This window comes from Georgenia satyanarayanai (genome assembly GCF_900116375.1).
Lineage (GTDB): Bacteria > Actinomycetota > Actinomycetes > Actinomycetales > Actinomycetaceae > Oceanitalea > Oceanitalea nanhaiensis.
Map to the genome: position 1 here is coordinate 62,645 of NZ_UETB01000016.1, position 20,692 is coordinate 83,336.

The following is a 20,692-nucleotide window of genomic DNA, read 5'->3' on the forward strand; positions in this document are numbered from 1 at the left end:
ATGGACGCCATACTCGGTTTCGACTGGGCGGGAGTCGTCGACTTCCTGCCGGCCCTCGGACGAGGGCTCTACTACACGCTGCTGGTCTCGGTCGGTGGCCTCCTCATCGGCTTCGTCATCGGAGCCGTCGCGGGCCTGGGCCGGATCAGCCGCTTCAAGATCGTCTACTGGCTGTCCAGCATCTACATCGAGGCGGTCCGCGGGACCCCGGTGCTCGTGCAGGCGATCTGGATCTACTTCGCGCTGCCGCTCATCATCGGCTCCACGCTGCCCTCGGTCGTGGCAGGCATCATCGTCATCGCCCTCAACTCCGGCGCCTACATCGCCGAGATCGTCCGCGGCTCGGTGAAGTCCATCGCCAAGGGGCAGAGCGAGGCGGGCCGCTCCCTGGGCCTGAGCCGCCGCACGACGATGCGCCACGTCATCTGGCCGCAGGCCTTCAAGCGGATGATCCCGCCGCTGGGCAACCAGTTCATCATCAGCATCAAGGACACCTCGCTGCTGTCGGTCATCCTCGTGCCCGAGCTCATCTTCCAGGGCCGCCTGGTGGTGGCCAACCACTTCAACGCGGTGGAGATCTACACGACGGTCGCGCTGTTCTACCTCGCGATCACCCTGAGCCTGTCGCTGGTCCTCAGGCTCATCGAGCGCCGATTGGAGAACTGGGCATGATCATCGAGGTCACGGACCTGCACAAGTCCTTCGGCGACCACGAGGTGCTCTCCGGCATCGACCTCAGCGTGGCCGAGCAGGAGGTGGTCTGCATCATCGGCCCGTCGGGCTCGGGCAAGAGCACCTTCCTGCGCTGCCTCAACCTCCTCGAGGACGTCACGAGCGGCGAGGTCGTCATCGACGGCCACTCCCTCACCGACAAGCGGACGGACATCGACGGCGTCCGGGCCGAGATCGGCATGGTCTTCCAGCAGTTCAACCTGTTCCCGCACAAGTCGGTCGTCGAGAACATCATGCTCGCGCCGGTCAAGGTGCGCGGGCTGAGCAAGGCTGCGGCGCGCGAGCGGGCCCTGGCGCTGCTGGAGAAGGTCGGCCTGCAGGACAAGGCGAGCGCCTATCCCTCGAGCCTGTCCGGCGGCCAGCAGCAGCGCGTGGCGATCGCCCGGGCGCTGGCGATGGAGCCGAAGATCATGCTCTTCGACGAGCCCACCTCCGCTCTCGACCCCGAGCTCGTGGGCGAGGTCCTGGCCGTCATGAAGGACCTGGCCCAGGAGGGCATGACGATGGTCGTGGTCACGCACGAGATGGGCTTCGCCCGCGAGGTGGGTGACCGTGTCTGCTTCATGGACAACGGGCTGCTCGTCGAGCAAGGCACGCCGGAAGCCATCTTCGACAGCCCTCAGGAGACCCGCACCCGCGAGTTCCTCGACAAGATCCTGTGACCTGAGACGGGGAGGGACCGCTCAGGAGAGCACGTCCTTGGTGGTGAAGCGGCCGTAGGCGAGGGCGCCGAAGACGGCGACGTAGCCGAGCTGCAGCAGGGCGTTGTCGGCGAACGAGCCCCAGTCGACCGGCTGGCGCAGGAGGTCGGCGAAGCCGAGCCAGTGCTCGCTGAGCAGCCACGGGTGCAGCCAGGCGAGCTGCTCGAGGGAACCGAGCACCTGGACGACGATCGCGAGCACGGCCGTGGCGGCCATCGCACCGACGGGCACGACGGTGAGCGTGGAGAGGAACAGCCCCACGGCCGCGAGCCCGAGCAGGGAGACGGTGACGTACAGCGCGACGAGGAGGGCGCGGACGAGCGCCTCCCACGCACCGATCGTGTCCCCGGACAGGAGGGTCACCGGACCCACCGGGAACAGCAGCGCACCGATGAGCGAACCGGCGACGACGATGCTCAGCGTCGCCGCCAGGCAGAAGGCCGCCGCACCGGCGAACTTCACGAGCAGCAGCCGTCCCCGCTGCACGGGCGCGAGGAGGAGGTAGCGCAGCGTCCCGAGGCTGGCCTCGCCGGCCACGGTGTCCCCGGCGACGACCCCCACGGTGAGCGGCAGGAACAGCGGGATCGTCACGACGAGGCCGGTGATCGAGACGAACAGCCCGTTCTGGGTGACGCGGTCGAGGAAGGGCGGACCCTCGCCCGGCGCGGGCGGGTCGGAGGCGATGCTCACGACGACGGCGATGAGCACCGGGATCGCGGCGAGCGCGAGGAGCATCGCCCAGGTGCGGCGCCGCCCGAGCACGAGGCCCAGCTCGGAGGCGAGCAGGGAACGGCCGCTGCCGCGGGTCTGCGGCTCGGCGGGCGCGGTGTCACTGGGCAACGTCGAAACCCTCCCCGGTCAGCGCGACGAAGCGGTCCTCGAGGGTGTCCTGCTCGACCTCGAAGCCCCGCAGGCGGACGTCGGCCGCCACGAGGGCGGCGGCGAGGGTCTCGAGCAGCGGTGGCTCGTCGGGCAGCTCGGCGCGGACCGTGGCGGTGCCGTCAGCGCGCGCGACGCCGTCCTCATGCTCGACGGCGAGCCCGAGCCGGGCCAGCTCCTCACGGGCGCGGCCGGGGTCGGGGGTGAGGACGCGCAGCCGGCTGCGGCCCAGGCCGCGCAGCTCGTCCAGGCTGCCCTGGGCGACGAGGCGACCGGTGCGCATGACGGCCGCGTGGGTGCAGATCTGCTCGATCTCCGCGAGGAGGTGGCTGGAGACGACGACGGTCGTCCCGCCGTCCGCGAGCGAGCGGACGAGGCTGCGGACCTCGCGGGTGCCCTGCGGGTCCAGGCCGTTGGTGGGCTCGTCGAGCACGAGGAGGTCGCGCGGGCGCAGCAGCGCGGCGGCGATCCCCAGGCGCTGCTTCATCCCCAGGGAGTAGGCGCGCACCCGCTTGGCGCCGGCGTGGCTGAGCCCGACCCGCTCGAGGGCCTGGACCACCCGCTGGTCGCGGGTGCGGGGGGAGGCGTGGCGGTCCGCGGCGTCCAGGCGCCGGAGGTTCGCCTCCCCGGAGAGGAAGGGGTAGGCAGCCGGGCCCTCGACGAGCGCGCCCACGCGCGGGAGCACCGTGCCCAGGGCCTTCGGCATGTCGTGGCCGAGGACACGGACGCTGCCGGCGCTCGCGGCGGCGAGGCCGAGGACGATGCGGATGGTCGTCGTCTTGCCGGACCCGTTGGGGCCGAGGAAGCCGAAGACGGCGCCGCGGGGCACGGCGAGGTCGAGGTCGTCGACGGCGAGCTGACGCCCGAACCGCTTGGTGAGGCCGTGCGTCTCGACGGCGAGCTCGGTCACCGGCCCGCCGCGAGGTCCTCGAGGTGGGTGGGCTCGACGGCACCGACGAGGAGCCGGCCGTCGTCGGTGAGGAGGACGGACAGGAGCGCGGTGGACAGGAGCCGGCCGCCCTCGACGGGCTCGGTGAGCTCGTCGAGCATCGGGTCATCGGGCACCTCGACGTCCGGCACGACGACGACGGCGCCCCAGCCCTCGCCGAGCACCTCCCCGGGCGGGGTGGCACCGGCCGCGTGGTCCGGCGCGGCGTGCGCTCCGGCGTCGGCGGGCATCTCGAGGACCTCCTCCTCGACGGTCGCGCCCGCGGGGGCGGCGAAGTCGAAGAGGTCCGGGTCCGGCTCGGCGAAGGTGATGTCGGTGTACTGCGCCCGCAGCGCCGGCTCGGACTGATCGCGGGCGGTGACGGTGACGCCGAGCGGGAAGCCGGTCTCGCCGTCGACGGCGATCGTCACGCCGGCCACGAGCGTCTCCTCCGCGCGGGGCGTGAGGGTGAGCGTGTACGCGTCGCGTCCGGCCACGCGTTCGTGCTGGCCGACGCTGAGCTCGGTGCTCGGCTCGAGCGCCTCGACCGCGGTGGCGGCGAGCTCCTCGGGCGTGGGGAGCGTGCCGGCGGGCTCGCGGTGGGTGCCCTCGTGGCCCTCGGGCAGGACGAGGTGGGTGGCGGCGTTGGCCTCGGAGTCGTAGAACCACACGTCGCCGGAGGTGACGACGACGTTGCGCTCGGCCAGCCCGTCGGTGTGCTGGAAGCGGGCGCCCTGCTCGCCGACGAAGACCCGGCCGGTGTTGTCCCCGGTGAGGAGCTCGAGGGCCGACAGCACCTCCTGTGCGTCCGCACTGCCCTCGCCGCCCTCGGGCGTGGGGGCGGCGACCTCGAGGTCGGGGCCGCCGGGGCCGAGGTCGAGGTCGGCGGGGACCGGCAGGCCGAGGTCCGCGCTCGTCTCGACGCTGCCCGAGTAGGCGCGGACGTCCTGCTCGAGGAGCAGGGTGAGCACGTCCTGCGGCGACTTGTCCGGCAGGTCGACCGCGCCGGCCTGCGACGTGATCGTCACCGTGCCGGCGATGAGCGCGACGACGGCGCCGGCCGGGAGCCAGCGCTTCCAGGTGCTGCGAGCCATGGGGTCTCCTCAGTTGCTACCTCCCTCGACGGTACGCCTGCCCACGGACACGGGCCAGGTCTGCATGTGGAGGTCCCGTGTACGCCGCGGCGGGGCGAGCAGGCGGGCAGGAGCGCCTCCGCTGCCGGCGCGGACGGAGCCGCGCGCCCGAGGCGAGGCCCCGGGTACGGCGAGAGCCGGACTCCCCGCGGTGGGGGAGCCCGGCTCTCGGCGCTTCGTGGTCGGCGCTACCCGCCGATGCTGCTGCGGGCGGCGGTGCGGAGGATGGTGCCGAGGTCGCGCGCGGTGAGCACGTCGTCGGCGACCAGGGGACGCAGGACGTCACCGACGTGGCGGACGAAGGCGCCACGGGTGGCGTAGTCGCCGTCCTCGTCGATGAGGTCGTTGAGGCAGCCGTCCTCGGTCCCGGCGTTGCTCACGCCGGTGTCGACGTCGCCGATGACGACGGTCGCGCGGGTGTCGGTGCACTCGCCCGGGTCCGGCTCCTCCGCCTCGACGACGGTGAGGCTCACCGTGCCCTCGGCGGTGTTGCCGGCGACGTCGGTGGCCCGGTAGTCCACGGTGTGCGCACCGGGCTCGGTCACCTCGACCGGGGCGGAGTAGGCCGTGTACCCGGCGCCGTCGAGGCTGTACTCGACGGTGGCGATACCCGAGCCGCCGTCCTCGTCGGTGGCGGTGATCGTCACGGTGGCAGAGCCGACGTAGGCGCCGTCCTCGTCCTGCTCACCGGTCACCGCGGCCGTCACCTCGGGGGCCGTCTCGTCCGGCTCGGGCTCGACGACCTCCTCGGCCACGGTGAAGCTCACGCTGCCCTCGGCGGTGTTGCCGGCGACGTCGGCGGCCCGGTAGTCCACGGTGTGGGCACCGGGCTCGCTCACGACGAGCGGCTCGGTGTAGGCGGCGTACTCACCGCCGTCGAGGGAGTACTCGACGCTCTCGACGCCGGAGCCGCCGTCCTCGTCGGTGGCGGTGATCGTCACGGTGGCGGTGGCGACGTAGGCGCCGTCCTCGTCCTGCTCACCGGTGACGGCGGCGGTCACCTCGGGGGCGGTCTCGTCCGGGTCCGGCTCGACGTCGGCCTCGACGACCGTGAAGGTCACCGAGCCCTCGCCGACGTTCCCGGCGACGTCGCTCGCGCGGTAGTCGACCGTGTGCTCACCCGGCTCGGAGACGGTGAGCGCCTCGTGGTAGTGCGTGAACTCACCGCCGTCGAGGGAGTACTCGACCATCCCGAGGCCGGAGCCGCCGTCCTCGTCGGTGGCGGTGATCGTCACGGTGGCGGAGCCGACGTAGGCGCCGTCCTCGTCCTGCTCACCGGTGACGGCGGCGGAGACCTCGGGGGCGGTGGTGTCGGGCTCGGGCTCGACGTCGGGCTCGACGACGGTGAAGCTCACCGATCCCTCGGCGGTGTTGCCGGCGACGTCGGTGGCCCGGAAGTCCACGGTGTGCGCACCCGGCTCGGAGACGGTGAGCGCCTCGGTGTAGGCGGTGTACTCCGCCCCGTCGAGGCTGTACTCGACGGTGTCGAGGCCGGAGCCGCCGTCCTCGTCGGTGGCCGTGATCGTCACGGTGGCGGAGTCGACGTACGCGCCGTCCTCGTCCTGCTCACCGGTGACGGCGGCGGAGACCTCGGGGGCGGTGGTGTCGGGCTCGGGCTCGACGTCGGGCTCGACGACGGTGAAGCTCACCGATCCCTCGCCGGTGTTGCCGGCGACGTCGGTGGCCCGGAAGTCCACGGTGTGCGCACCCGGCTCGGTCACCTCGAGCGGCGCGGAGTAGGCGGCGTACTCACCGCCGTCGAGGCTGTACTCGACGGTGTCGACGCCGGAGCCGCCGTCCTCGTCGGCCGCGGTGAGGGCGACGGTCGCGGACCCGACGTAGGCGCCGTCCTCGTCCTGCTCACCGGTCACGTCGGCGGTGACCGTCGGTGCGGTCGTGTCCGGGTCCGGCTCGCCGCCGTCGCCGGTGACGACGAGCTCGCCCCACATCTGCCCGTGGCCCGGGATGGTGCAGAAGTAGCGGTAGGTGCCGGGCGTGAGGGTCACCTCGGCCTCGTAGTAGCCGCCGTTCGCGTCGAAGGGGTTGGCCACGATGTTGAGGTCGACGTCGTGGTTGTAGCCCGGGGTCGAGGTGTCGAAGGTCAGGGTGTGGGGCATGCCGGTCGTGTTCCCGGTGGCCCGGCTGTTCTCGAAGATGATCGTCGCCGTGCCCGCGACCGCGGACTCGGGGGCGGTGAGGTAGTCGGTGACGCTGTTGCCGGCGGTCCAGGTGAGCGTCTGGTCGGCGGCCCCGGCGGTCGTCGGGACGAGGGTGAGCCCGGTGAGCGCCGCGAGGAGCGCGACGACGACCCTGCGGAGGGTCTGCCGGCGCTGCGTCCGGGGGCGGGGCGGGGAGGCGAGCTGGGACATGGGGTGGTGCACCTTCCGGTTGCTGGAGGCGGAGGTGGGCCGGTGCGGCGGGACGCGCCCGCCGCACCGGCCCGGGGACGACCTAGGACAGGTCCCGCACGCGGACGTTGCGGTACTCCATGAGGTCGTTGTTGCCGTGGTTCTGCAGGCCGATGAACCCGCTGGCGAACTGGCGCAGGTCGGTGGGCGGGTCACCCGCGCGGGAGGACTCCTGGCCCGGCGTGTTCTCCCACTCGTTGATGACCTCGCCGTTGCGCAGGATCGTGTACTGCTGGCCGACCACGCGGATCTCGTAGTCGTTCCACACGCCCTTGTCCGTCACACCGGCCTCGTCGAGGCCGATCGGCGCGAAGTTGTACACCGACCCCGTCTTCTGGGGCTCACCGGAGGGACCGTCGTAGATCTGGATCTCGTGACCGCACATGATCGCGACCCAGGCCTCGGACTGGCCCTCCCCGCACTCCGGCTGCTCGGCGGCAGTCGGGTCGGGGAAGCGGACGAACACGCCACCGTTGGCGTACGTGTCGCCCTCGGACACGTCGCGGAACTGCAGCTTGAGGGAGAAGTCGGAGAACTCCTCGGCCTCGTACCACAGCATCCCCAGGCCGCCGCGGGACAGGATGGACCCGCCCGGCAGCAGCTCGAAGTGCCCGCCCGGTGCCTGGCGCCAGTCCTCGAGGGACGCGGACGTCCCGTCGAAGAGCCAGCGGTAGCCGGTGTGCCCCGGACGCCCGACCTCGGAGCGGGTGGCCCCGCTGCTCAGCTGGGCGCCCTCACGGCCGGTGATGACCCTGTCGTTCTTCAGCTGGCGGACCAGCTCGTTGACGTGGCGGATGAACGCGCCGTGGGTGTCCCACTCGCCCTCGTCGTTGATGAGGTCGGCGATGGTGCAGCCACCGAGGTCGTCGTTCGCGACGCCCGTGTCGACGTCACCGATCCACACCGTGTCCCGAGCGTCCGGGACGGGGCACTCGATGACGACGGCGGTCTCCACCGTCTCCGTCGTGCCGTCCGCGTAGGTGACGGTGAGCGTGGCGGTGTAGTCCTCGATCCGGTCGTAGGTGTGCTGCGGGTCGGCCTCGGTGGACGTCGTGCCGTCCCCGAAGTCCCAGTGCCACGCCACGCCGCCGGAGCGGGAGCCGGTGAACTGGACCGTCAGCGGGCTGCTCTGCACGCTCGCTGCCTGCGCGGTGGGCGCCGGGGTCGCCGGGCCACCGGTGTAGGCGATGCGGATGAGCTTCTGGTTCTCGTGCAGGGTGAAGAACGCGCTGCCGTAGTCGAGCATGTACAGCGCACCGTCCGGACCGAACGAGGCGTCCATCCAGCTCTGCAGCTGGTCGCTGCCGCCGCCGGCGCGGATGATGTGGCGCAGGTCCTCGGCGAACGCCGGGGGAGCCTGCTCGTCCACGCCGTCCGGGTTCGGCGTCACCGCGACGCGGTTGTTGGAGTTGGACTGGTCACCGATGAGCCACTTGCCCTCCCAGTACTCCGGCCAGGCGATGTCGCTGTCCTGGTCGACCTGCGAGGTGCGGTACGTCGGGCCGGACATGACGGCCTGGCCACCACCGCGGAGGTAGGGCTGGGTGTAGGTGACCTCGTCCTCCTCGTAGCTGGGGATGCCGTTCTCGTCACGCGGGAAGATCGGGCCACCGCCACCGGGGGAGTACCAGATCGAGTTGTCCCGGGCGTCGGGGATGTCCACCAGGCCGGTGTTGCGCGGCGAGGTGTTCTCCAGGTCGTCGCAGTCGTACCAGTCGGTGAGGACGCTGGCGTCCTCGTTGCTCCGGTCGCGGTACGGCTGACGGTTGCCCATGCAGTAGGGCCAGCCCTGGTTCCCGGCCGAGGTGATGATCGTGGCCGTCTCGTACTTCGCCGGGCCGAGCTCGGGGTCGGGACCGAAGGCGTCCGGCCCCACCCAGGCGGCGGTCAGCCAGTCCGTGTCCGGGTCGATCTGGATGCGCGAGGGGTTGCGCACGCCCATGACGTAGATCTCCGGGCGGGCCTGGTCGCCGTCGCCCTCGTCCCCGGTGAAGAGGTTGCCCTCGGGGATCGTGTAGCTGCCGTCCTCCTCGGGGTGGATCCGCAGGATCTTGCCGTTGAGGTCGTTGGTGTTGCCCGAGGTCCGGCGGGCGTCCTGGAAGGAGATGCCCTTGTAGTCCTGGGTCCAGTTGTTCCCGGAGTAGCCGTCCGAGCCCTGGGAGGAGTTGGAGTCACCCGTCGAGACGTAGAGGTTGCCCTCGTCGTCGAAGTCCATGCCACCACCCGCGTGGCAGCAGCTGTGGATCTGCGTCTCCCACTCGAGCAGGTCGACTCGGGTGTCCTGGTCGATGCCCGGGGTCTCCGGGTCGTAGGTGAAGCGTGAGACGGTCCGCATGCCGACCCGGTTCTCCGTGTCGATGGAGTCGTAGGGCATCCAGTAGACGTAGACCCAGTTGTTCTCGGCGAAGTTCGGGTCCGGCTCGAGCCCGAGGAGTCCTTCCTCGGACTTGACCAGCTCGCCGCCGCTGCCGCGGTTGCCGAAGACGTCCAGCACGGTGAGCAGGGTGACCTCGTCGGTCTCCGGGTCGTACTGGTGGATGCTGCCGCAGCCCAGGCCGACGTTCTCCGACTCCCACGAGGGGATCGGGCCAGTCGGGCAGGCGCCACGGCCGATGTAGAAGACTGTGCCGTCCTCGGCGATGCTCACGCCGTGGGACTCACCGATCTGGTCGAGCGTCCCGGGCGAGTTCGTCGTCGTCAGGCGCTCGATCTCGTAGTTGTCCCCGATGGTGGCCTGGCAGTCGCCGCGCACGAGCCCGGCGGACCACTGGATGGCGCCGAGCACGTGGCTGCGGAACGCGTCCTCGTCCCAGCTGCCGGGGGTGCCGCCCATGCCGGTGTAGAAGGAGCGGCCGCCATCGTAGTCACGGCACCAGGAGATCGGGTGGAACGGGCCGTTGGCGGTGTCGCCGGCGTCGTAGTCCCACTCCTGGACCTGGGCCACGGTGTGGACCTCACCGATCGGGTTGGTGTCCCAGTTGAGCCACTTGTCCGAGCGGGTCCAGTTCAGCGGCAGGCCCTCGTTGGCCGGGTGCTGACGGTCGACGACGTTGACGGTCGCCTCGTTCACCGGGATCTCGACCTCGGGCGGGTCGATGGACTCGTCGGTGAACAGCAGCAGGTCGGCGAGCTGGGTCGCCGACTCGCCCTTGTTGGCGGTGATGTCCAGCTGGAAGTACTGGTACGCCACGTCGTTGTCGAAGGCGTAGGTCTTGCGCTGGAAACGCTGGGGGAAGTCGTCGCTGCGGGTGTCGAGGTCCACCCACGTCTCGCCGTCGGTGGAGCCGCGCAGCGTCCACTCGGCCGGGTCGCGGCCGGCGAAGTCGTTGGCCGAGGTCATGGCGTAGTTCGTCACGACGGCGGGCTCGGTCAGCTCGAGGCTGATGGTCGCGGTCCTCGCGAAGGAGAGCCACTTGGTGCTCGAGTCGTCGTCGATGAGGTTGACGGCGCGCTCGTTGTTGGGCTGGTCGCCGGTCGCCGAGATGGTGGCGACCTCCTCCGGCGTGGGCCGGGCGCCTGCCGTCCGGGCACCGAGGAGCCCGGTGAACCACTGGGACTCGGGCTGGGCGTTGACGGCGTCACGCACGCCGAGGAAGCCTCCGCCGTCGCCCACGAAGTCCTGCAGGGCGCTCTCCTGCGCGCCGTCGAGCTCGGTGCCGTCGGCGGAGAGGAAGACGACCCCGCGGTAGGCGTCGAGGTTCTCCTCGGTGAAGTCGGCCGGGTCGCTGGAGACGGTGACGTCGAAGTCGTTCTCGGCGCCGAGCTCCTCGATCGCGGCGGCGGCCTGGAGGACCGGGTCCTCCTGGGCCTCGGGGTCCCCGTGGAAGACGAGGACGCTGACGTCCGCGGCCGCCTGCGCGGCACGGTTCTTGGCGACGGCGGGCGTGGTGTCCGCGCTGCCCGGCGCGGCGAGCGCGGGGACGGCGGACATCGTGAGCATGAGCGCCGCGCTGGTGCTGAGGACCCCGGCCTTCCGGAGCCGCTGTGCCCGCGCGCCGGTGGACGGGCGTGGTCGTGTGCTGGTCAATTCTCCCCCTGTGTTTCGCATGCGGGACGGCCCGGCGGCGGTGCCGGACCGGGAGTTCTAGTGGTGGCCGCTCCCTTCGTGGTCGTGGAACCAGTCGATGGACTCCTGCGCGCCGTCGGGCATGCTCCCGTCCGCGTTGCGGACGAGGAAGATGCCGGACATGCCGGCGTCGGAGTGGAACTGGACGTGGCAGTGGTACATCCACGCGCCGGGGCCGACGTCCTCGCCGGCGATCACCTGGAAGCCGAAGGAGTCACCGCCGTTGAGGTCGCGGTTGTCGATGATCTGGCTGGAGTCCCGCGGGCCCTCCAGGTAGCCCGTGCGGGTGTTGGCCCAGCGGTGGGCGTGCAGGTGGAAGGTGTGGAACATGTCGCCGTGGCCGATGCAGACGAACTCGACGGTCTCGCCGTGGTTGGCCTCGAACATCGGGGTGTCCGGCGCGATCTTGTTGTTGATGAGCATCCCGTTGAAGACCACCGTGAACTGACGGTCGGGGAGGATGTCGCCCTGCCGGCGGACGATGAGGCCCCCGTAGAGGCCGGCGGCGACGCCGGCCGTGCCGTGCGGGGTGCCCATCGCGTGGTCGTGGTAGTGCCAGTAGCCGGCGGTGCCCGGGCGCGCCCAGCGGCCCAGCGACCTCTCCCCGGTGGTGCGCCAGACGTACGTGCGTGTCTCGCCCGGGCCGTTGTAGGACCTGTTGAACGGGGACCCGTCGGAGTTGACGTCGTAGAGCACCCCGTGGGGGTGGATGGAGACGTCGCGGTCGGTCGTGTTGACGAGCGTGATCTCCATCGTGTCGCCCTCGTACATCTCGAGGAGCGGCCCGGGGATCGTCGCCTTGCCGGGCTCCAGGCCATAGCCGGTCTGCCCGCCTCCGAGGTCCTCGACGTACATCGTGATCCGGTGGACGGTGCCCGCCGTGGCCCGCGCGGTGGCGGTCGCGCCCGCGGCGGTGGTCGCCGTGCCGCGGCTCGTGGCGGGCGCCGAGACGGCACCCGCGGAGGAGCCGACGGCGGCCACCGAGGCCGGGACGAACATCGCGGCAGCGGCTCCGGCGAGGACGCTGCGGCGTGAGAGCGCACCGTCGGTGCGCGGAGTGGACGTGTCTGTCATGTGGAGGCTCCCGTCGTCTCGACAGACACCTCGGCCGTACGCACCTCGCCGGCAGGACCCCCCGACGACGACGCGTGCGCGGCTGAGCGAGCGCGTCGTTGCGACTACCGAGGCGTGAGGCATATCACCAAACGCCCCGACCCTAGGCCTACTTCTGGCGAAGGTCAAGCAAAAGATGAAATGTCGATTGCGGACGTGCTGACCGTGTCCGGTTGTCGCGTCAACTTCTGTTCGTCAATCTTCCAAAGGGGGTTGCCAGTTCGGCACGGAGACGATTGACTCCCTCCTGGGGGTTGCCCCGACAGCGATGTCGTCAACAGGGCAGGAGTGACAGATGGAGTCACGAAAGTCGCGTTCGTCGCACGTGCCGGTGCCCGCACCGGCCGTGCCCCGCCCTGTTCTGGGCGCGGACGTGGAGGTACCGGCGTCTCGTCGTGCGCAGCTCTGACGAGCTCACGGTGCCACCCTCGCCATCCACCGCCTCCGTGCGCAGGCCGTCGACGACGTCGTCGTCGCTGTGCCGGGGAATGTCACCTCACAAGGAGAAACCATGCGTAAGAGAATGACCACGGTCCTCATCGGGGGACTGGCGCTCGCCGGGCTCGGCGCGATCGCCCCGGCGCAGGCAGCGCTGACCACCTCCTGTGACGGCGAGGCGGGCGGCGTGACCGTGCCCGGTGACCTCGTCGTCCGCGCCGGCGACGCCTGCTCGCTCGAGGACACGGTCATCAACGGCAACGTGCGGGTGGCCGCCGGTGCCGACCTCGTCGCCGACGGCCTCACCGTCAACGGCAACGTCGTCGTCCAGAGCGAGGGCTACCTCGACCTCCTCAACTCGACCGTCACGGGCAACGTCGTCAACCGCGGCGCCTACGGCGTCTACCTCGACTACACGACGGCCAACGCCTACACGGCGAACGCCAACGTCAACCCCGACTCCTTCCTGTGGACCTACGAGGCCGACTTCTCCGGCCGGGTCCTCGCCACCGGCGGGTCGGTCCTCCTCGAGACGACCTACGTCAACCGCGCCGTCGAGACGAGCGACACGCAGTACACCGACATCCTCGACACGGTGGTCGGCGGTGCCCTCACGGTCACCGGCACGGACTACGGCGCGTTCGTCTGCGGCAGCGAGGTCGACGGGCACGCGACCTTCGCGAGCAACGGCGAGGGCGTCCAGCTCGGCGCGGGCGGCGCGCTCGGTGACTGCGAGCTCGGCACGAGCGTGTGGGGCGGCAACGTGACGGTCGCCGGCACCACCGGCCACGTCCAGGTCACCGACAACATCATCCGCGGCAACCTCGACGGCACGGGCAACGACTCCGTCGCCCAGAGCGACAACCGCATCCGCGGCGAGCTCGGCGGCCAGTTCGCCGAGCAGGCGCAGATGCGCATGCGCATGCAGCTCGAGGCGCCCGCCGCCGAGTCCGGCGCGGAGCGCGAGGTGCTCGAGCAGCTGCGCAGCGAGCGCCTGTCCAAGGCCGAGGCCGGCGCCGAGAAGGCCGGTCCCGCCAACCTCTGAGTGACTCCGGTGCCGGGAGCCGGCCGTGCGCACACGCGGCCCGCTCCCGGCACCGGCGTGTCCGGGCACGCGTGAACCGCGGTCTTCCGCCACGCCGGGCCGCTAGCCTCGCACCGTGCGACTTCTCCGGGCATGGGTGCCCGCCCTCCTCGCCGCGACGCTCTGGTTCGTCAGCGGTGCGATCGAGTGGCTCAGCCGGCGGACGTCGGGCCTCGTCCTCGAGGTCCTCGACCTTCTCGCGCCGGAGACCGTGCCGATGGACCACCTCCACACGCCCGTGCCGTGGCCCTTCGTGCTGTCCGGGCTGTCGATGCTCGCCGTCGCGGGCGCGTACGCCGCCGCGCTCGCCCTCGTCCGTGCCCGACGGCGGGAGGCGCCCGCCACCACGACCCTCGCCGCGTACTGGATGTGCGCCGTCGTCGCGGGTGCCGTGACGGCCGCGGTCCCGTTCGTCGTGGCCGTGGTGGGGGCGTTCGCGGAGGGGCGCATGCCGTCCGGTCTGGCGGGGACCTACCTCGTGACCGGCGCGCACTGGGGACTGCTGTGGGGCTGGCTGCCCGCGGTGCTCGCCCGTGCGCTCGACACCGACGACGACGCCCGGCGCTCCCGCGGCGGGCTCGCCGTCGCGGGAGCGCTCGTCCTGCTCGCCGCCGGGCTGGGCACGGCCGTGGCGGCTCCCGCGGCCGATGCCGCGCTCACGGAGGCCGTCTCCACCGCGCCCGCGCCCGGGCCGTGACAGGCGCTCGCGGGAGCGCCGGTGACCGAGGTGCCACCTGTGCTTGCGGGGGCGCCGGTGACCGAGCTGCCACCTGCGCTTGCGGGGGCGCCGGTGACCGAGCCGCCACCTGCGCTCGCGGGGGCGCCGGTGACCGAGGTGGCGCCGGCGGAGCGGGCGGTTCGCGGTGCCGGGGAGGCGCACGTGGCGGTGACCGCGTGGAGCCTGGGGACGGACTGAGGGTGCAGCAGAGCTGACCGGCCGGCCACCACCACGGCGGGGCGGGTGGCTGGGACCGCAGCACGGTCGAGGCTGGCGGGGCCTCGGCCCTCTTGGCACGCCCTCCTGCGTGCGCTGCGCGGAGCGGGGAGCACGTCGCGGTATTCAGTGTTGCCAAGTACCGGTACCTAGCGCTACTGTGTACCGGTACCCAATGACGCTATGTACCAGGAGGCGGGCACGTGGCCAACCAGATGACGGAGATGCTCAAGGGGACCCTCGAGGGCATCGTCCTCGCGATCCTCGGCGGGCGGGCTGCGTACGGGTACGAGATCACGGCGGGCCTGCGTGACCGAGGGTTCTCGGACATCGCCGAGGGCACCGTCTACGCGCTGCTCGTCAGGATCGAGCAGCGGGGGCTCGTGGACGTGGAGAAGGTCCCGTCCGAGAAGGGCCCACCGCGCAAGGTCTACTCGCTCAACGCGCAGGGGCGGGAGCGTCTGGCCGAGTTCTGGCAGACGTGGAGCTTCCTCTCCGAGCGCATCGACCAGCTCCGTGACGACGACGAAAGGACATGACGATGGCCGGGAAGTGGATCGAGGCGGTCACCGGACCGCTCGAGCAGAAGAAGCAGTACCGCAGGGACAAGGCGCGGATCGACGGGCTGCCCGAGCCGCACCGCACCGCCGCGCGGGCCATGCACCGCTACGTCCTGCACGCCAGCGGCGTGACCGACGGTGACGTCCTCATGGCGATGGTCACCGACCTCGCCGACCTGTGGGAGCGCGCGGCCATCGACCACACTCCGGTGCGCACGATCGTCGGGGAGGACCCGGTGGACTTCACCGAGTCCTTCGCCAAGGCGTACGGCGGCAAGGAGTGGATGGACAAGGAGCGTGCCCGGCTCACCACGGCGATCGACACCGCGGCGGAGGACGGTGGGGAGGTGCGGGACGAGTGAACGCGACCGCCACCCGCGCGCCGGCCATCCGGGTGCGGGGGATCAGGAAGTCCTTCGGAGACGTCGACGTTCTCCGTGGCGTCGACCTCGACGTCGCCGCGGGCACCATCCACGCGCTGCTCGGCTCGAACGGCGCGGGGAAGACGACGCTGGTGAGGATCCTCTCGACGCTGGCCAGGGCCGACGCCGGCACCGCCAGCGTCCAGGGGCACGACGTCGCCGCGGCACCCGGCAGGGTGCGTGAGTCGATCAGCCTCACCGGCCAGTTCGCCGCCGTCGACGAGGTGCTCACCGGCCGCGAGAACCTTGTCCTCGTCGCACGGCTGCGCCACCTGCCGGACCCGGACGCCGTCGCCGACGACATGCTCGCCCGCTTCTCCCTCACGGAGGCGGGTGGGCGCCGGGCGGGGGAGTACTCCGGCGGTATGCGCCGCCGGCTCGACATCGCGATGAGTCTCGTCGGGAACCCGCCCGTCATCTTCCTCGACGAGCCGACCACCGGTCTGGACCCGCAGGCACGCGTGGAGGTGTGGCGGACCGTCAAGCAGCTCGCCGACGGCGGGACCACCGTGCTCCTCACGACGCAGTACCTCGACGAGGCAGAGCAGCTGGCCGACCGCATCGCGATCCTGCACCAGGGCACGATCATCCGCAGCGGCTCGCTCGCCGAGCTCAAGCGGCTGCTCCCGTCGGCGACGGTCGAGTACGTCGAGAAGCAGCCGACCCTCGAGGAGGTCTTCCTCGCCCTCGTCGGGGAGGCCGACGATGCCACGTCCGCAGGGAAGGAGCTGTCATGACCACGCACGTCCTCAACGACGCCGGTGTCCTCACCGGGCGCTCGCTCCGTCACATCCTCCGCAGCCCCGACACGATCATCACGACGGCGGTGACACCGATCGCGCTCATGCTCCTGTTCGTCTACGTGCTGGGCGCGGCCATCGACACGGGAGGCGAGGGGTCGTACGTCGACTACCTGCTGCCCGGCATCCTGCTCATCACGATCGCCTCGGGCATCGCGTACACGTCCTACCGGCTGTTCCTCGACATGCAGGGCGGCATCGTCGAGCGCTTCCGGACCATGCCGATCGCCCGCTCCAGCGTGCTGTGGGCGCACGTGCTCACCTCGGTGGTGGCCAACCTCGTCTCGGTCGCCATCGTCACCGGCGTCGCCCTGCTCATGGGCTTCCGGACGGGGGCGTCGGTGGGTGAGTGGCTCGCCGTCGTCGGGATCCTCGCGCTCTTCACGCTGGCCCTCACGTGGGTGGCGGTGATCGCCGGGTTGGCGGCGCGGACGGTCGACGGCGCGAGCGCCTTCAGCTACCCGCTCATCTTCCTGCCGTTCATCAGCTCGGCCTTCGTGCCGACCGACACGATGCCCGCTCCTGTCGCGTGGTTCGCCGAGCACCAGCCGGTGACCGCGATCGTCGACACGGTGCGCGCGTTGTTCGCCGGGGGCCCGGTGGGCTCGGACATCTGGGTCGCCCTCGCCTGGCTCGTCGGGATCCTTGCCGCTGCCTACGCCGGTGCCGCCTCCATGTACCGCCGCAAGACCGGCTGACACGCGCCGGTCTCGGGTCCTCCCACCGCCCGTGCCGGGTGGTGGGCAGAGCTGTCCCCTGGGGCTAGGTCTGTTCGTGCTTGGCGGTGATGAGCTGGCCGTGGCGGGTGTAGAAGTGCCAGCGGCCGGCGGCTCTGACGATGGTGATGCCGTAGGCGTGGACCCAGTCGTGGTGGTGCCAGCACAGCAGGATGCCGTGCTCCACGCAGGTGGCCCCGCCGTCGCGGTACCACTGGATGGAGTGGTGGATCTCCCCGTTGCCGGGTGGTTCGTCGCAGTCGGGGACCTGGCACCTCTTGTCGCGGGCGATGATCGCCCGCACCATGTGGGCGGGGAAGATCCGCTGCTCCCTACCCACGTCCAGCACCGTGGACTCCGGTCCGAAGACCACCCGGGAGAGGCTCGACTCGCACACCAGGCGGGCGAGCATCGCCGGCGGAACCGGTGTCCCGTCCTCCATGGTCGCCGGCTGCACCCCGGTCATGGCCCGGGGGTCGATGGCGGCAGCGATGACGTGGCTGTCACCGGGCTGCCACGCGTCCATCCAGGCCTGCGCCTGGGGGGACAGGCGGAACGGATCGTCACCGGTGTGGTCGGGGTCGCGGGGACCGCCCGGGGCGGTGAACGATGCCTCTTCCCAGAAGCCCAGCTCGGCGCCCGGCTCGTGCTCGCGGCCGCTGGCGGTGACCGGCGGCTTGGGGGAGCCGGTCGCGGCGGCCAGCGCCCGCAGGGTCTCGATGTCGGCGGTCACGGTGACGTGGGGACGGATGCGGGCACCCTTGCCCTGCTCCCCGGCATCCAGGGACTGCCGCGCCAGCGACGTCAGCGCCGCCGCCCGGCGCTGGGCCGGGGTGCGCTCATCACCCTTGGCCTTGCGGCCCATGTGCGCGCGTAGTGCGGTGTCCACGCTCTGGCCCGACAGCTCATCCAGCCACCCGTTGAGGTGGTAGCCGTCCATGGTCCGCGACAGGGTCAGCTGCTCCTTGGCCCCGTCCTCGCGCCACGCGCGGTCGGCGGCCTCGGGATCGGTGGCGATCGCCCAGGTCTCCACGAGCTTGGCGAAGGACCCGGCATCCATCTGCTGGGCCTGCTCGACCAGGAACGCCTCACCCAGTTGCTCGTCGGACAGCTGCGCCCGCAGCCGGTTGGTGGCGGTCGCCCGGCGCACCAGCACCCCCACGTGCTCCTCACTGATCCGCCCCTGCGCCAGCGCCTCCCGTGCCAGGGGCAGCAGGTCACGCAGCGCCCGGGCCAGGCGCACCTGCCGTGAGGCACCCTGGGCGGTGGCATCGGTCCGGGTACGCAGCCACGCGGTGAGGGTCCGCTGCCCGTCCAACGCCCACAACCCGTTCGCCTCGATCGTGGCCAGCATCGCCGCCCGCACCCCCGAGAGCTGGCGCTCCAGCTGCTCCAGCAGACCCAGCCCCTCGTGGACCCGGTGACCGTTGACCTCGTGCCAGTCCGTGCCCGCGATGCCGCCCGCCGCGGCGAGCATGGCACTCAGCCTCTCCACCGGGTCCGCCGACTGCCACGCGTACTCGGGTGCGGACGCTGCGCCGTCGATCACCTCTCCGGCCACTGTCCCCACCCCCTGACGAGCTCTGGTGTGCTGCTGGTCACATCGTCCCAGCGACCACTGACATTCGAGACGGGCACTGCGCCGGCGACCCTCTCCGCCACCTCGCCCACCCCCTCCGACACCCTCGATGTGCTGCTGGTCACAGCGTCCCAGTGGGGTCTGACATTCGGCACCGAGACCCGGTGGACAGCGCGGGCGTAAGGTGCGCCGCGTGTCCTTCGACGAGGTTCGCGAGGCGTACTCCGCCCGTGCGGGCGAGTACGTCGACGCCGTCGGCATGATCGAGCACGCGCCCCAGCGTGACCGCGACGCCCTGCTCGCCTGGGCACGCGCCGTCGAGGGCCCGATCCTCGACGTCGGCTGCGGCCCCGGCCAGTGGACGAGCTTCCTCCACCACGAGGGCGTCGACATCGAGGGTGTCGAGCCGGTCGAGGCCTTCCTCGCCGACGCCCGCACCCGCTACCCCGACGTGCGCTACCGGGCCGGTCGGGCAGAGGACCTCGGCGTCCCGGACGGCAGCCTCGGCGGGATCCTCGCCTGGTTCTCCCTCATCCACACCGACCCGCGCGCCGTCGACGCCCCGCTCACCGAGCTCGCCCGCTGCCTTTGCCCGGGCGGCAGCCTCGCGCTCGGCTTCTTCGTCGGTCCGGACCACACACCCTTCGACCACGCCATCACGACGGCGTACTTCTGGTCCGTCGACGGGCTCAGCCGGCGCGTGGAACAGGCGGGCCTCACGGTCGTGGACGCACAGGTCCGGACCGATCCCGGCACGCGCCCCTACGGTCTGCTCGTCGCCGAGCGCTGACCGCCGCCGTCAGGAAGGAACAGGCGTGCCCTGGTTGAACAGGCACCGCACGCCGTCGTCGTCCCGCCGCCACAGCGAGGAGCGGCGGCTCACCGCGCCGTCGAGCTCGAGGCGGTAGGTGAGCAGGACGGTGTCGGGCGCGACGAGCCGCGCCGCCCGCTCGGTGAGCACCGCCGGCGGCAGGGGAGCGGAGTCGCCGACGAGCGCGGCCACGATCCCCCCGCGGGTCCACAGGCGCCCCGACTGCCCGATCTCGGTGAAGTCGGGGCCGAGCAGCGACTCGAGTCGGGCCCGGTCGCCGCGCACGGAAGGGGTCAGCAGCGCCTCCTCCGCCTCCCAGGCCGCGGCGACGAGACTGTCCGCGCTCACCGCCAGCCGAGCGCGGGCGCGAGGTGGGTGAGGACGCTCTCGATGACGTGGGCGTTGTAGTCCACCCCGAGCTGGTTCGGCACGGTGAGGAGCAGCGTGTCCGCGGCGGCAACCGCCTCGTCCGCGGCCAGCTCCTCGACGAGCGCGTCCGGCTCCCCGGCGTAGGACTTCCCGAACCGTGCGAGCCCGCCCTCCAGACGCCCGACCTGGTCGGTGGAGTGGGTGTCGCGCCAGAAGAGCTGGCGGTCGAGGTCGGTGACGAGCGGGAAGATCGAACGGCTCACGGACACCCGCGGCTCCCAGTCGTGCCCGGCGGCCCGCCACGCGTCGCGGTAGCGCTGGATCTGCTCGGCCTGGAGCTGGTGGAAGGGCACGCCGGTGTCCTCGGTGAGCAGGGTGGAGCTCATGAGGTTCATCCCGTGCTCGGCGGTCCACTCGGCGGTCGCCCGCGAGCCGGCACCCCACCAGATCCGACGGCGCAGGCCGGGGGAGTGCGGCTCGACGCGCAGCAGTCCGGGCGGGTTGGGGAACATCGGCCGCGGGTTCGGCTCGGCGAAGCCATCGCCGTCGAGCAGCTCGAGGAAGCGGAGCGTGTGCGAACGGGCCATGTCGGCGTCGGAGGCGCCGTCGTCGGGCACGTGACCGAAGTGCTCGTAGCCGCGGACCACCTGCTCGGGTGAGCCGCGGCTGATGCCGAGCTGCAGGCGGCCGCCGGAGATGAGGTCGGCGGAGCCGGCGTCCTCGGCCATGTACAGCGGGTTCTCGTAGCGCATGTCGATGACGCCGGTGCCGATCTCGATGCGGCTCGTGCGGGCGCCGACGGCGGCGAGCAGCGGGAACGGCGAGGCGAGCTGGCGGGCGAAGTGGTGGACGCGGAAGTACGCGCCGTCGGCCCCGAGCTCCTCGGCGGCGACGGCGAGGTCGATCGACTGCAGCAGCGCGTCGGAGGCCGAGCGCACCATCGACTGCGGCGAGGGGGTCCAGTGGCCGAAGGAGAGGAAGCCGATGTTCTTCATGGCCGGGACAACGCCGCCCCGGCC

The 20,692-nt window shown here is 71.7% G+C and carries 17 protein-coding genes and 1 pseudogene; 9 read left to right on the forward strand and 9 right to left on the reverse strand.

The window, feature by feature from the left end; genetic code table 11:
* Entirely contained in the window at positions 1–672 is a 672-nt protein-coding gene (locus DSZ44_RS15835) for an amino acid ABC transporter permease (protein ID WP_110853600.1), read from the forward strand.
* Positions 672–1,394 (forward strand): amino acid ABC transporter ATP-binding protein, encoded by a 723-nt coding sequence (locus DSZ44_RS15840; RefSeq protein ID WP_110853622.1) that lies wholly within the window; start codon positions 672–674, stop codon positions 1,392–1,394. The genes DSZ44_RS15835 and DSZ44_RS15840 overlap by 1 nt, the downstream gene beginning before the upstream one ends.
* Before the next feature lie 21 nt (positions 1,395–1,415).
* Here the strand turns inward: DSZ44_RS15840 and DSZ44_RS15845 are convergent, their stop codons facing one another.
* From DSZ44_RS15845 to DSZ44_RS15870, 6 genes and pseudogenes are all read right to left on the reverse strand, one after another.
* Positions 1,416–2,273, reverse strand: coding sequence for an ABC transporter permease (locus DSZ44_RS15845; RefSeq protein ID WP_110853601.1), 858 nt, complete (start codon positions 2,271–2,273; stop codon positions 1,416–1,418).
* Positions 2,263–3,222 (reverse strand): ABC transporter ATP-binding protein, encoded by a 960-nt coding sequence (locus tag DSZ44_RS15850; RefSeq protein ID WP_110853602.1) that lies wholly within the window; start codon positions 3,220–3,222, stop codon positions 2,263–2,265. The genes DSZ44_RS15845 and DSZ44_RS15850 overlap by 11 nt, the downstream gene beginning before the upstream one ends.
* Positions 3,219–4,334 (reverse strand): LolA family protein, encoded by a 1,116-nt coding sequence (locus tag DSZ44_RS15855; RefSeq protein WP_110853603.1) that lies wholly within the window; start codon positions 4,332–4,334, stop codon positions 3,219–3,221. The genes DSZ44_RS15850 and DSZ44_RS15855 overlap by 4 nt, the downstream gene beginning before the upstream one ends.
* A gap of 227 nt (positions 4,335–4,561) precedes the next feature.
* Positions 4,562–6,637, reverse strand: a pseudogene (locus DSZ44_RS15860) (OmpL47-type beta-barrel domain-containing protein); the annotation flags it as partial.
* 187 nt (positions 6,638–6,824) lie between these two features.
* Positions 6,825–10,721 carry a ThuA domain-containing protein gene (locus tag DSZ44_RS15865; protein ID WP_220035231.1) on the reverse strand — a complete coding sequence of 1,299 codons (3,897 nt, stop codon included), beginning with the start codon at positions 10,719–10,721 and terminating at the stop codon, positions 6,825–6,827.
* A 144-nt stretch (positions 10,722–10,865) separates the two neighbouring features.
* Positions 10,866–11,921 carry a multicopper oxidase domain-containing protein gene (locus DSZ44_RS15870; protein ID WP_110853606.1) on the reverse strand — a complete coding sequence of 352 codons (1,056 nt, stop codon included), beginning with the start codon at positions 11,919–11,921 and terminating at the stop codon, positions 10,866–10,868.
* A 550-nt stretch (positions 11,922–12,471) separates the two neighbouring features.
* Between DSZ44_RS15870 and DSZ44_RS15875 the strand changes: the two genes are divergently transcribed.
* The 6 genes from DSZ44_RS15875 to DSZ44_RS15905 all read left to right on the forward strand — a co-directional run bounded on the left by DSZ44_RS15875 (position 12,472) and on the right by DSZ44_RS15905 (position 16,896).
* A complete protein-coding gene (locus DSZ44_RS15875) occupies positions 12,472–13,443 on the forward strand; it encodes a hypothetical protein (protein ID WP_146237587.1) in 972 nt (323 codons plus the stop codon).
* A 115-nt stretch (positions 13,444–13,558) separates the two neighbouring features.
* Complete coding sequence (locus DSZ44_RS15880) at positions 13,559–14,179, forward strand: hypothetical protein (protein ID WP_146237588.1); 621 nt, start codon at positions 13,559–13,561, stop codon at positions 14,177–14,179.
* Positions 14,180–14,619: 440 nt separating this feature from the next.
* A complete protein-coding gene (locus DSZ44_RS15890) occupies positions 14,620–14,955 on the forward strand; it encodes a PadR family transcriptional regulator (protein WP_110853610.1) in 336 nt (111 codons plus the stop codon).
* Between the two features lie 2 nt (positions 14,956–14,957).
* Positions 14,958–15,338 (forward strand): DUF1048 domain-containing protein, encoded by a 381-nt coding sequence (locus DSZ44_RS15895; protein ID WP_110853611.1) that lies wholly within the window; start codon positions 14,958–14,960, stop codon positions 15,336–15,338.
* On the forward strand, positions 15,335–16,135 hold the full coding sequence (locus DSZ44_RS15900) for an ABC transporter ATP-binding protein (RefSeq protein WP_110853612.1): 801 nt from the start codon (positions 15,335–15,337) through the stop codon (positions 16,133–16,135). Before DSZ44_RS15895 ends, DSZ44_RS15900 begins: the two co-directional genes overlap by 4 nt.
* Positions 16,132–16,896, forward strand: a complete 765-nt coding sequence (locus tag DSZ44_RS15905) for an ABC transporter permease (protein WP_110853613.1) — start codon at positions 16,132–16,134, stop codon at positions 16,894–16,896. Before DSZ44_RS15900 ends, DSZ44_RS15905 begins: the two co-directional genes overlap by 4 nt.
* Before the next feature lie 64 nt (positions 16,897–16,960).
* Here the strand turns inward: DSZ44_RS15905 and DSZ44_RS15910 are convergent, their stop codons facing one another.
* Complete coding sequence (locus DSZ44_RS15910; protein WP_181424685.1) at positions 16,961–18,475, reverse strand: DUF222 domain-containing protein; 1,515 nt, start codon at positions 18,473–18,475, stop codon at positions 16,961–16,963.
* A 211-nt stretch (positions 18,476–18,686) separates the two neighbouring features.
* On the opposite strand from DSZ44_RS15910, the gene DSZ44_RS15915 reads away from it, so the two are divergent.
* The gene (locus tag DSZ44_RS15915; RefSeq protein ID WP_110853623.1) at positions 18,687–19,283 is read left to right on the forward strand and encodes a class I SAM-dependent methyltransferase; all 597 of its coding nucleotides are present in this window, start codon (positions 18,687–18,689) and stop codon (positions 19,281–19,283) included.
* A 9-nt stretch (positions 19,284–19,292) separates the two neighbouring features.
* Here the strand turns inward: DSZ44_RS15915 and DSZ44_RS15920 are convergent, their stop codons facing one another.
* Together DSZ44_RS15920 and DSZ44_RS15925 are read right to left on the reverse strand one after the other, a co-directional pair.
* Positions 19,293–19,652, reverse strand: coding sequence for a nuclear transport factor 2 family protein (locus tag DSZ44_RS15920; protein ID WP_110853615.1), 360 nt, complete (start codon positions 19,650–19,652; stop codon positions 19,293–19,295).
* Positions 19,649–20,668, reverse strand: coding sequence for an LLM class flavin-dependent oxidoreductase (locus DSZ44_RS15925; RefSeq protein WP_110853616.1), 1,020 nt, complete (start codon positions 20,666–20,668; stop codon positions 19,649–19,651). Before DSZ44_RS15925 ends, DSZ44_RS15920 begins: the two co-directional genes overlap by 4 nt.
* Between the last annotated feature and the right edge of the window lie 24 nt (positions 20,669–20,692).